A 12,215-nucleotide genomic window follows, 5' to 3' on the forward strand; every position below is an offset into this window, starting at 1 on the left:
TTAGTATACGAACAAAATGAGAGGATTAACCAACAAAGTGAGAAGTGAATTTAATGGGGGTCATAAGCAAATCCCGCATACGCTGCGGAATGGTCGTACGGAGCTCAAACCTGGAAACAGAATGCCTGAATATGCGCCTAAGCGCGCTCAGGTAGGAGACGAGCAATACATTTTCCGGCAAAAAAACCTTGGTCGTGCTGTTTTTTCTGCCTACGTTGGCGGAGCCTGCAAATCTCGCAGATGCAACCATGCGGCTTGCGCCGGCAGTCTGCTCGAACGTATTGCCAGCTTGGTAGGCGAACAGTGCTGCTAGCAGCAGCGGAACAATAATAAGCAAGTTCATGGCGCGCTTGCGGCTGATGCGTCCTAATTCGAGTACATCTTTGTTCATCTGTTCACCTCCCAACGTTTATTAATATAAGTATAACTTATAAATCGAAAAATTTAAAGCGGATTCCATTTATTGACGAAGTTATTTTCATTCACCATCTAATCCTACTGGTTTAATGAATTGACGATCTGGCTTATGCATTATAGAATGAGGGAACGAAATAACCCGTTTACGCGCATGCATAAGAGAGAAAGAAGGTTGATTGGGATGGGAGTATCCGTAAAACAGCTGTCGCCGCTCGTGGAGCAGCTTGGCTTGAAGCCGCACGTAGAGGGCGGATGGTACAAGGAGATTTGGAAGGCTAACTTTGAAATACCGCAGGAGGTTCTCGGCGCACCTTATTCTGGACCTCGCTTTGCGGCATCATCGATCTATTTTCTATTGCATCCGGAAGAATTCTCAGACTGGCATAAGGTTTATTCGGACGAGCTGTGGCTCTGGCATTCGGGTAGTCCGATTGTGCTTAGCCTTGGCGGTACGGAAGCGGATCCGAAGACGAGAAAAGAAATCATAGTCGGCCCCGATGTGCTCGCAGGCCATCAGCCGCAGGCGCTTGTGCCGGCCAATGAATGGCAGATGACACGTGTGCTCGGTGAGGAACCGGTACTCGTATCATGCGTGGTAGCACCTGGCTTTCATTACGATGATTTCAAGCTAATTAAACGATAAATGCACTCATTGTTTTAGATACGGATAATAGAAAGAGCCGTTAGGGTGAAGGAAATTCCTTGCCCTGACGGCTCTTATTCAATGTAAGCTTAGCCGCCAAAGGACGGCTTCAGCCGTTTACGCTTGTGTTAAGAGGCTTCTTCATCGGTGCGGGATTTGCCGCTCAATGAGGCTACGAACAACTGGGTAAGCTTAGGGTCCCATTGTGTCCCCTTGCCCTCTTCTAGGATGGAAATAGCGCGTTCGTAGGTCATTCCTTTCCGGTAGGGCCGGTCCGAGGTCATCGCATCGAAAGCATCGGCGATGGCAATCGCCCGCCCGAATAGCGGAATATCGGTGCCCTGCAATCCATCTGGATAACCTTTTCCGTCGTAGCGCTCATGGTGCGAGCGCACGCCTGGAAGCAGATCGGCCATCGCATCGGCAGGCTCAATTTGCTTCAGAATATTTTCGCCAAGGACAGGATGCCTCTTAATTTGATCGAATTCCTCATCCGTGAGCCTGCCTTCCTTGAGCAGGACGGCATCGCGCACGCCAATTTTCCCAATATCATGAAGGAGCGCTGTTTTGTGCAAAATGTCGATTTGGCTCTCCGACCATCCATCCAATCGGCCGATCTGAACGGAGAAGCGCGCTACCCGGGTTGAGTGACCGGCGGTATACGTGTCCCGTGCATCGAGTGCGGCCGCTAGCGTCATGAAATAGCTTTGCAGGAGCAGGTTATTGCGCTGCTCGCGCTCCTTTAGGCCATTCACCATATGATTGAATCCGGCTACAAGCTTGGAGAATTCATCGGAATAGACATCGGCGGCACTTGCGTCAAAGTTTCCGGATTCACACTGCTCATGCCGCTTTGAATCGTATGTATGGGATCCTCGATGCTGCGTGAGAGCAGCGATGCGCCCAAGAGGGAATAGATGATGCCAATGATCAGGATAACGCCTGCCCATTGCCAATAGGCTGAGCTGCTTTCTGCCTGCATATTGTCGAGTCTGATTTGCGAGGCCAAGCCAAACAGCAGCAGTGGCAGCGTGCCGATAAGAAAAGCGCTTAGCCGGAATTTGGTGCGGATCGATACGAGCACATGACCGCTTAGCGTGATATCCTGTTTGAATAAGTCCACATGCCTGGCGCGAATATAGGTAATGACGGGACGGATGGCTTTGGTCGTGAGAAAAAATTCAATCATCGCATGCATGCTGGCGATCATGAAAGCAACAGCAGACGCGATTGCAATATAGAAATAAGGAACCTGCAGCATGTCAAGCTTTATGAACAAGAAGGCCATGCCAACCGCAGGTACAAGCAGGCCGAGGAAATGAGGGCCAAAGGTGCGTCTGACCGACAGCACTGGGAATTTATGCGTCTGCATGTAGGCGGCTTTCAACTGCTCTGACGTAGGCAGCGATGCCTTAAAGCTAGCCTGAATCGGTTTCAAATGCCGATAGAATACGTATAGCTCGCAGATAAGCATGACAATAAGGGAGATGCCCATAATGGCTCCCATTACGATACGCTCGCTTGCTGGAATGGATAAGGTAGAGAAAACGACTACGCCGCCAACACCGACTACAGCAACCGTAGAACCGAATAAATAATTGCGAAGGAGCTGAGAAAGAAAAAAGGTGTAGATGGGGTCTCCAGCTTGTTCACGCTTGTTAGGTAATGGCATAAGATGAGACCTCATTTCCGCGATAGCAATTTCAAACGTTCAAGTATCTATAGTATAAATCGGCATTTTAAAAATGTATATTAGCTATAATGGTTAAAAACACATAACAATAGGCCCCGCGAAAGGAATTAAAAGCTGTGAAGGAAACGCTTTGGACGAAACCGTTTATTCTACTGATCTTATCGAATTTATTTTTGTTTCTCTCCTTGGAGATGCTGCTGCCTACGCTGCCGATGTTCGCAGCCGAAAAGGGCGGAACCGATGCGCAGATTGGCCTTATCATCGGCTTATTTACATTCTCGGCGGTGCTGCTGCGGCCGTTTGTCGGTATGGCTTCCGTTAAATTCGGCAAAAAGCTGCTCTTGCTAATAGGCGTAGCCATCTGCTTAATCGGAACAGCCAGCTATTACGCTGCGGTTACGATTACGATGATGCTTATGCTGCGCATTGTCCATGGCGTAGGATTCGGCATCTCGACCACGCTGTACGGCACGGTAGCCTCCGACATTATTCCGGCTTCGCGCAGAGGCGAAGGGATGGGTTTCTTTGGAACGGGCAATGCAGTTGCCATATCATTAGGCCCCTTTCTGGGCATTTGGCTCATGGAGGAGTACGGCTTCTCCGCCTTGTTTATCGTAGGTGCCTGCATACTTCTGCTTGCAATCGTGTTTACGGCATTTGTGAAAGGGGACACGAAGGCAGAGCGGGTCAAGGTACAAGCTGCCGCGGAGCGAACGTCATTCATGCTGAGGTTCGTGGAGCCGAAGGCGCTCATGCCATCTCTGCTAGGGCTGCTTGTAGGCTTGTCGCTTGGCGGGGTCATTAGCTTCATTACGTTGTTTGGCAAAGAGACAGGCGTTCAAAATATCGGTTTTTTCTTCTTGGTGCTGGCGCTTAGTGAATTTCTAATTCGATTCGTTAGCGGACGGATATTCGATACGAAAGGGAGGTTCTGGGTACTCTTTCCCGCAGCTGTCTCTTGCATCATAGGCTGTATCATTCTTTACATGACGAAATCGACGGGTACGCTGCTCCTTGCAGCTGTATTCTATGGCGCGGGTTTTGGCGCGATATTCCCGGGCTTGCAGGCATGGGTAATCGACCGCGTCGAGCCTGGACGCAGAGGCGTAGCGACAGCTACGTTCTACAATGCGTTCGATATCGGAATCGGCAGCGGGGCGATGCTTCTCGGACTCGTAGCGACATGGAGCAACTACGCGACGATGTATTTGGTATCAAGCGTGTTTTTTATCGTATATTTGGCTGTCTATTTCATGTATGAAAGAAAGCTGAAGCAGGGCCGGCAAAGCAAGCTGGAGACGCAATAAAGCCGCAGCACGGTGCGGCTGCGGCCATTATGAAAGTCGACTATTTGGAAATGTATCGGTCCTTGCCTTCGCGTTTCGCTTGATAAAGGGCTTTGTCGGCCAGCGTGAACAGCTCATCCTGCGTAGCGCTGGAATCCGGGTTCCAGGTCGCGGAGCCCAGGCTGATCGTTACTGTCTCGCAGCCTGAGGCTTCAGCATGCGGAATGCCAAGCTTTCGAATCGCTTTCAGAAGGGCTTCTGCAATCGTTGCTGCCCGAAGCTCGCTCGTCTGGGGCAAAATAATGCCAAACTCCTCGCCGCCATACCGGGCGACAATATCAAGCGGGCGCTTCAATGCACTGCGCATGGCGGCGGCGATTTGTCTCAGGCAATCGTCGCCTTTCTGATGTCCGAAATTATCGTTATAGGCTTTGAAATTATCGATGTCGCCCAGCATAAGCGTGATCGGCATATGGTGACGCTGTGCTTCCTCCCACTCATTGTTCCATGATTCGTCGAATGAGCGACGATTAGCGATATTGGTCAGCTCATCCACATGAGAAAGCGTATGCAGCAATTGGTATTGCTCCAGCAGCTTAAGCTCAATCTCCTTGCGCGGCGTTATATCCCGAGAGACGGCCACCAGCGTTTGCAGCCGGCTGCCTTCGTGAAAGACGACGCTGGTCGTCGTTTCGAACCAGCGATAATCGCCGTCCTTGCGTTTGATTCGGTACGTAATGGCATAATCGCCGATCTGCTGGAAGACGAGCTCCTGATGGTCCTTGATGCGCTGAACATCATCGGAATGATAGAAATCAAAGGGAGACCGGCCAATCAGCTCGTCATCCCGGTAGCCGAGCAGCGAATAGCAGGCGGGAGACACATAGGTGAACATGCCTTCGTGGTCGTGCTTCGATATCATGTCGCTGGAATTCTCAGCGAGTAGCCGGAAGCTCTTCTCGCTTTCGAGCAGCTTGTCCGCGATTCGTTTCTTTTCGGTAATTTGGCGGAAATGAACCGATAATCCGAAGTCGGATGGATAGACATTGCCTTCGTACCAGTTGTTGAGCTTCGGAATAAATTGCTCGTAGCAGCGGGATTCATGCAGCTCGAGTGCGAGCTTATATTCATTGTAGCTGACGGTGCCGGTGAGCCAAGGGGAGATATCCCATATGAACTGGTTGATGAGCTCGTCCTCGCTGCGATTGAACATCTGCTGGGCAGCCTTATTCGTATAGATAAAGCGGAATTGATGATCCAGCGAGAAGAAGGCATCAGAGATGCTCTCCAGTATGGTCGAAATACGCTTGGTCAGCTGCTTCACTTCCGAGACAGCTTTCGTTTTCTCTGTGATGTCCATCATTTGCGAGATGAAATGGCGCGGCTTGTCCTGTTCGTCGTACACCATCGACACTGACAACAGAGCGGTCGCGATACCACCCGATTTGGTTATATAACGTTTTTGCAATTGGAACGTATCAATGATCCCGTCCAGCAATTGCTTGACAAAACGGTCGTCTTCTTCGAGATCATCGGGATGTGTAATTTCGCCGTAGGTCAACCCTGAAAGCTCATTATCCTCGTAACCCAGCATCGCATGCGCGGAGGGGTTAGCTACCATAATTCGACCGTCTAAATCAACTAAAGCCATGCCAATAGAAGCGTAATGGAAAGCGCTGGTAAATAAATCGGCTTCGCGATTCGGTTTTGAAATCAAGGTCAAGCTTCGCACCTCTTCTGCTGTCCGTACAGGATAAGATTGTTAGTATATAGTAAAGAATAGATCACAACCTACGGTTTGTCCACATGCCATATTTATTAGCCTTCGAGTAGGGTAATAGGCACTGGTTTAATTGGAATGTGCTGGGACAAGCGTAAACGGCTGTCGCCGTCCTCTATGGCAGAAGCAGTCGTTTCGCGGAGATATATAAGCACATTTCTATGAGAAAACATATAAATGCTTATCTATCGAAAAAGGCTGCTCGCAGGTCAATGGCCTGTGAGCAGCCTTTGGTATTACGGTGCTTAAAAGGTGAATGCACCGACAGATGCTTTTACCAACGCAATGAATTTGGGTCTTGCTTGCTCGGCCACACGGACAACCTGTTCATGCGTAAGCGGCTCCAGCTCGTCGCCAATCGCCATATCGGTAATACAGGTAATGCCGACTACGCGAATGCCTGTGTAATTCGCAGCGATTACCTCTGGGGCAGTCGACATGCCGACTGCGTCAGCGCCCCAGCCAGCCATCATCGAAAGCTCCGCTGGCGTGCAGTAAGCAGGACCGGATATGCTGACATAGACACCCTTTTGCAAGTTGATATTCAATTCTTCCGCTTTGCCAGCCACGATCGCTCTAAGCTCGCGGTTATAAGCCTGTGACATGTCGGGGAAGCGCGGCCCGAGCTCCGCAATGTTAGCGCCCATTAACGGGTTGCTGCCAGTGTTGTTGATGTGATCCGTTATCAGCATCAAATCTCCTGCCGCGAAGTCGCGGTTCATGCCGCCGGCTGCGTTGGTTACAAGCAGAGTCCGGATGCCAAGCTGCTTCATAACATAAACGGGGAATACAACCTCCTGCATCGAGTAGCCTTCGTAATAATGGAAGCGGCCTTTCATGACGAGCACCGCTTTGCCTTCCAGTTGCCCAATTACGAGCTCGCCGGAATGGCCCTCTACCGTAGAGACGGGAAAGTGGGGAATCTGTCCGTAAGGAATGACAATTGGATCGATAACCTCGTCAGCCATTACGCCGAGCCCGGAGCCAAGAATAAGTCCGATTTGCGGCTGAACCGTTAGCTGCTGCTGGATATAAGCCGCGGCTTCATTTATTTTAACAAGCATGTTTTCCATGAGAGAATAACCTCCTAAAGTGTGGTCACGATTAGTTTAAGGCTGCAAGATGCGCGCAAGCCAGTTTGATGAGCATAACAATCATAGCGTATCGCAAGCGTCCATGTAAACCGACGCTAGCTCGCAGGGGCTTGTTGTTGTTTTGGGCAAAGCTTCGTATAATAATACGTATCCGGTGTCCTCCATTTCCGACAGGGAATAGAACGGGACACATAGGCAGCAGAGCTGTCTGTTTACAACAAAGCGATGAACTGAATCGGAGGAATCAATAATGAGCAGCGGTACAAATTACACTCCGGCAGAGCTTGGGGCGATGATCGATCATACGATACTTAAAGCAGATGCAACAAGGGAAGAGGTTCTCCAAATATGCAGGGAAGCGAAGCAATACCAGTTCGCTACCGTTTGTGTGAACCCAGGCTGGGTAAGGATTGCTGCAGATGAGCTGAAAGGCTCGGGCGTTGGCATTACGACAGTAGTCGGTTTCCCGCTTGGCGCGACGACTACGGCATCAAAGGCGGCAGAAGCGAAGTTTGCCATTGAGGACGGAGCAACGGAAATCGATATGGTTCTTAATATCGGGTTAATGAAATCAGGCGACCTGGAAGGCGTCCAGCGTGATGTAGAAGGTGTCGCAGCAGCCGTCAAAGGACAAGCGATCCTTAAAGTCATTCTTGAAACGGGGCTATTGACTGACGAGGAGAAAGCAGCTGCCAGCGCAATATGCAAAGAAGCGGGAGCCGATTTCGTGAAGACGTCAACGGGCTTTGGCAAAGGCGGAGCAACGGTCGAGGATATCGCTTTGATGCGCCGCACGGTGGGACCTGATATTGGCGTGAAAGCATCTGGAGGCGTGCGCGACCGTGAAACAGCGCTCCAAATGATCGCTGCAGGCGCAACGCGCATCGGCGCAAGCTCAGGCATTGCAATCGTTACGGGCGGTCAAGGCGAAGGGTACTAAGCCGATGATCCAAAAGAGGGACTGCTTCGTTTACTGTGATTTCTCGCAGTGAACGGACAGTCCCTCTTTGCATGAGCATGAGCCCAAAAACCTTAACGCTCGCAGCTGATCGTCAGATTGGCATGCAGCTCTTCGCCTGCTTGGAGCATAACAAGCTCCTCTTGGCGGTTAAGCTCGCCCGTCATCGCCATCCATGGCTCGACGCATACGAACGGACGGTCCTTGACGGACCAAAGCACCATGTACTTGAAGCAATCATCATAAGTCAGGCTTACCTTGGCGCCTTGTAGAACAGGGAAAGAAATTTTGCTTGTCTTGACATCAAGCAAGGTTACCGACTCAACAAGGTTTTCCAAATCGATCACGCCGTTGAAAGGCTTCTCTTCGTTATCATTGTAATCAAGATAGCGCGTCGCATCGATATCATAGGCGATTTTCTTGTCGGAGTCGATCGCGAAGTAAGGATGGAAGCCCGCATAGAAAGGCATAGCGTCTGCTTGGCTGAGATTCTTGTAAGTCTGCCGCGTATGCAGCTCGCCGTTCTGAAGCGCGTATGTAAATAGCAGCTCGAATTCAAACGGATACGAGCGAAGCGTGTCTTCATTGCTGCGCAGCCGTATCGTAATCGAAGCTTCGCCGTCAATGCCTGTGCCGACTACTTCCCATACGGCTGTACGGGCTACGCCGTGATTGGCCATGGCGTAGGTTTGGCCATTCCACTCATAAGCTTGCTGCTCAAGCTGTCCGCATATCGGGAACAGGATCGGATTGCCGCCGCGAATGTTGGCTGTAGGATGCTCGAAAGTGGACTTATTCAAGTAGAATAGCTCCAAGCCCTTCAGCTGGCACCCGATTACGATGCCGCCTCGCTCTGGGCACACGAGGATGAGCGATTGCGTGCTTTCCTCCGTTAATTCATACAACGTATAGGTATCTGTATAGCTGCGAACTTCATAATTGCTCACTTGAGTCCCTCCAATAATAGGTGAATGCCATCTTGTCCCATCATATCATATTCGGCTTCCAGATTTCTGCCTAGCGCGTCATATCGCCTTCCCGGCTAATAGTCCGTCCATTGCCGAGCCTCAGCTTGCAGGTTTCAAAATGGTCGAATCTAGTAAAGCAATCATCTACTCCAATTACAGAGATTCGAATAGTATATATTAGCTTAAGAGAAACGCAAGCGAGTCGACCAGCAGCCGCAGCAGCGATCCAGACAACGAAACCGAACACGATGCCGGAATCATCCTGTTAACATGCCACATCATACAGCCCGTCTCATTAACCGTTCCCGCCTGCTTGCGCGATCTGAAGCCAAGCTCCCCTAAGCCTCTCCCTCCAGGTGACTGGGGGGCTTTTTTTTCTTATCGGTGTACAAAAAGAAGACAGCGTTTCTAGGCGAATAACCGCCTGTGGAACGCTGTCTTCTTGCAAGTAAATTATTGTGCAGCTGGTGCTTCGGTAGCTGCAGGATCAGTTGAAGCCGCAGGATCAGCGGAAGCTTCCGGCGACAGTGTATTCGTGATCTTCGCTTTTGCACGAATCTCAGTCATCCAAGCCTCGGACAGCTCATTCGCTTCAGTAGCTACTAGCTGTTTCTTGATTTCTTCTTTCTTCTCTTCAAATGTTGGAATCACAGCCGCTTTCTCAGCGGTTTTCTTAATGATATGGAACCCGTTCTCCGTTTGAACGACGGCACTGATTTCATTAACCTTCAAGGCGAAAGCAGCCGTTTCGAACTCGGCAACCATTGCGCCTTTGCCGAAGAATCCAAGGTCGCCGCCTTTGTCCTTCGAGCCTGGGTCGATGGATTTCTCCTTCGCAATCGCCGCGAAATCGCCGCCTTGCTTCAGCTCAGCTAGAATAGCGTCGGCTTCTTCTTTGGTTGCAACCAAGATGTGCGAAGCTTGAATCTCTTCGGGAGTGCCAAGCGTTCCTTTGTTGGCATCGTAGAACTGTTGGATTTCCTCGTCAGTAACTTCTGTTTTAGGCTCTAGAATTTTGCGGATCGTCAGGTTGATCTTCGTATCCTTCTTCAAGCTTTCCAGCGTCATTTGGTACTGTGCAAGCGTCGCTTCAAATTCCTCGTCGCTGCCAAAGCTTTTTTTAATCAGGGCGATCTCGGAATCGATGTCAGCGTCGCTAACTTCAATATTATTGGCTTTAGCTTCTTGATTGATGAGCTCCTGTGTAATGACGTTCTCCAGCGTTGCTTTCCCGCCTGCTGTGACGAGTTCATCATACAGCCTGTCCTGCGTTATGTTGACGCCATTGACCGTTGCGACCGTTTCGTCGCCAGATCCACCGAATGGCGGCTTAATCAATACGATGATGAGCGCGATCGCCAGCACGGCCGATACAATCGCCCATATTTTGCCGTTTCCGCTTCGTGGTGCTTGATTATTGCCTTCTGCACTTAGTGAAGTTGCGCGAAGTTCTTCGTTCGCAGCTTCTGCGTGCTCTTCATTCGATTCTTGCTGCAGCTCTTCTTCGATCGCTGCATCCTGATCGGAGAGGTTGTCCTGCTGTCCTTCGTTTTCATCAAATGTGTAACGCTCTTCTTTCGCAGTCAATTCGTTTTCTGCGTCTTTTTTTGACTGCGATTCTTTGTTATCCATTCCATAAACTCCCTTCGATTTGCCTATCTTCATTTACTATAACAAAACAAGCCTAAAAAAACCTTAATCTAAAATAAAATATAATATGCCGAATCACAATTATACAACCGCTAATTAACTTCTCTATTTATACAAAGCTGCAAGGGTGTTATGATAAGAGGAGAAATAATCCAACATTATCCTACAAATTTCGAGTTATCTATCGTTCTCCAACATCTCTTTATACACCCCCATTGGCGGTAGGGTTACTATTCATATTAAAGAAAGTCATGTAGGAGGAAGCAATTTGCGTAAAAATACGGGGGTATTCACACAATTTGCAGCAGCTATGCTTTTACCGCTTGCGGCTTATTTGGCAGTGAGAGGCACGGCGCTCGACAAAAGCATCAACGCGCCTCATGAGCATTTCTACATCGTCAGCCTAGTGGCGCTGATCTCTCTGGGACTAGCCATAGCCGTAGGCATCGTTGCGATACAGCTCCGCAATATTAAGATTAGTTTTCTTTCGTTATCTTATGTATCCCTAACCGGTATGTTTGTTCTGCATGGCCTGTCTACGCCGGGCTTCATTATGCATCACTCCGGAATTGCAGCAAGCGCTGCTCAGCTAAGCGTCCTGCTTGCTGTCGTATGGCTATGGCTGTCTTCACTATCAGTAGATTTGCCTCTTATAAAGTGGTTCTCAGAGTGGCAGAGGCAGCTCCTCCCTATATGGATTGTATTGCTTTGCGTCGTTTGTACCTTGCTGTGGTTTTTCCCTGATTTGATTATGAGATTCCATCTTAAGGAAATGCCGATGATGTGGGTGGCTACCCTATTCATCATTCTAATGAACGGATGGACGATCTATCGTTATTTGACGATCTATATATCCTCACGGTTTCCGCTGCAGCTTTCGATCGTCTACAGCGCGGGCTGGATGATCGTCGCTCAGATTATAATTGTAACTGGAAAATCGTGGAACTTGAGCTGGTGGCTATATCACTTCCTGCTGTTAGCGTCTGTTCTCATTATGGTTGCAGGCATCGTCAGTCAATACGTCAGCTCCAAATCCATTACTTCATCCATTAAGCTCATGTTTCGCTCGAACCCGAGCGACTGGATCAATACTTATATGTCTACTAGCGTTCGGGAACTTGTCATGACAACGGAGGCCCGTGATTCCTACACGGCCGGCCATAACTACCGCGTTGCGCTGTATGCGCTAAAGCTGGGAGAGGAGCTTTCCCTATCCTCTGAGGAGCTTCGGGCAATTGCGCAGGGAGGTCTCATTCATGATGTCGGCAAGCTGCGCATTCCGGATACGATTCTGAACAAGCCGGGCAAGCTCACGCCGGAGGAGCGCAATATTATCGAGGTGCACCCCGTTTCTGGCTACGACTTGTGCAAGAGGCTCGGATTTATGCCGGAAGAGCTGTCGGTCATTCGTTCCCATCACGAGAAATGGGACGGCAGCGGCTATCCGGATCAGCTCGCGGGAGAGCAAATACCGCTTCTCGCGCGAATCACTGCCGTTGCGGATGTCTATGATGCGCTGACATCCTCGCGTTCTTATCGCAAGGCTATGACGCATGAAGCGGCCATGGCGATTATTCTGAAGGAAAGCGGGAAGCATTTCGATCCGTATTGCGTAGAGGCATGGGAGCGGCTCGTACTGGAGCAATCGACTTTCTTCGAGGAAACGATAAGGAACAGCCCGCATTTGAAGCTGGATAAGAGGCATGTGAGGTAGCAATATTTCCAA

General features: G+C 49.8%; 11 protein-coding genes. 4 read left to right on the forward strand and 7 right to left on the reverse strand.

Going from position 1 to position 12,215, the window contains the following annotated elements; translation table 11 throughout:
* Positions 1-25: 25 nt before the first annotated feature.
* Positions 26-391 carry a hypothetical protein gene (locus AB4Z29_RS22940; protein ID WP_441945306.1) on the reverse strand — a complete coding sequence of 122 codons (366 nt, stop codon included), beginning with the start codon at positions 389-391 and terminating at the stop codon, positions 26-28.
* 207 nt (positions 392-598) lie between these two features.
* Here AB4Z29_RS22940 and AB4Z29_RS22945 point away from each other — a divergent pair, with 207 nt between their 5' ends.
* On the forward strand, positions 599-1,060 hold the full coding sequence (locus tag AB4Z29_RS22945) for a cupin domain-containing protein (RefSeq protein WP_441945307.1): 462 nt from the start codon (positions 599-601) through the stop codon (positions 1,058-1,060).
* Between the two features lie 128 nt (positions 1,061-1,188).
* On the opposite strand, the gene AB4Z29_RS22950 is transcribed toward AB4Z29_RS22945, so the two are convergent.
* A complete protein-coding gene (locus tag AB4Z29_RS22950) occupies positions 1,189-1,818 on the reverse strand; it encodes an HD-GYP domain-containing protein (protein WP_441945308.1) in 630 nt (209 codons plus the stop codon).
* Positions 1,819-1,832: 14 nt separating this feature from the next.
* Complete coding sequence (locus AB4Z29_RS22955; protein ID WP_441945309.1) at positions 1,833-2,732, reverse strand: hypothetical protein; 900 nt, start codon at positions 2,730-2,732, stop codon at positions 1,833-1,835.
* A gap of 137 nt (positions 2,733-2,869) precedes the next feature.
* Between AB4Z29_RS22955 and AB4Z29_RS22960 the strand changes: the two genes are divergently transcribed.
* Positions 2,870-4,060: an MFS transporter gene (locus AB4Z29_RS22960; protein WP_441945310.1), complete on the forward strand. Its 1,191-nt coding sequence runs from the start codon at positions 2,870-2,872 to the stop codon at positions 4,058-4,060.
* Between the two features lie 40 nt (positions 4,061-4,100).
* On the opposite strand, the gene AB4Z29_RS22965 is transcribed toward AB4Z29_RS22960, so the two are convergent.
* Entirely contained in the window at positions 4,101-5,762 is a 1,662-nt protein-coding gene (locus AB4Z29_RS22965; RefSeq protein ID WP_441945311.1) for a sensor domain-containing diguanylate cyclase, read from the reverse strand.
* Between the two features lie 302 nt (positions 5,763-6,064).
* Positions 6,065-6,892: a purine-nucleoside phosphorylase gene (locus AB4Z29_RS22970; RefSeq protein ID WP_441945312.1), complete on the reverse strand. Its 828-nt coding sequence runs from the start codon at positions 6,890-6,892 to the stop codon at positions 6,065-6,067.
* A gap of 271 nt (positions 6,893-7,163) precedes the next feature.
* Between AB4Z29_RS22970 and deoC the strand changes: the two genes are divergently transcribed.
* Positions 7,164-7,853 (forward strand): deoxyribose-phosphate aldolase, encoded by a 690-nt coding sequence (gene deoC, locus AB4Z29_RS22975; protein WP_441945313.1) that lies wholly within the window; start codon positions 7,164-7,166, stop codon positions 7,851-7,853.
* Between the two features lie 92 nt (positions 7,854-7,945).
* Here the strand turns inward: deoC and AB4Z29_RS22980 are convergent, their stop codons facing one another.
* Complete coding sequence (locus AB4Z29_RS22980; RefSeq protein WP_441945314.1) at positions 7,946-8,818, reverse strand: aldose epimerase family protein; 873 nt, start codon at positions 8,816-8,818, stop codon at positions 7,946-7,948.
* A 474-nt stretch (positions 8,819-9,292) separates the two neighbouring features.
* Complete coding sequence (locus AB4Z29_RS22985) at positions 9,293-10,471, reverse strand: peptidylprolyl isomerase (protein WP_441945315.1); 1,179 nt, start codon at positions 10,469-10,471, stop codon at positions 9,293-9,295.
* Positions 10,472-10,757: 286 nt separating this feature from the next.
* On the opposite strand from AB4Z29_RS22985, the gene AB4Z29_RS22990 reads away from it, so the two are divergent.
* On the forward strand, positions 10,758-12,203 hold the full coding sequence (locus AB4Z29_RS22990) for an HD-GYP domain-containing protein (protein WP_441945316.1): 1,446 nt from the start codon (positions 10,758-10,760) through the stop codon (positions 12,201-12,203).
* Positions 12,204-12,215: the final 12 nt, after the last annotated feature.

The organism is Paenibacillus sp. 2TAB23, from assembly GCF_052115165.1.
Taxonomy (GTDB): Bacteria; Bacillota; Bacilli; order Paenibacillales; family Paenibacillaceae; genus Pristimantibacillus.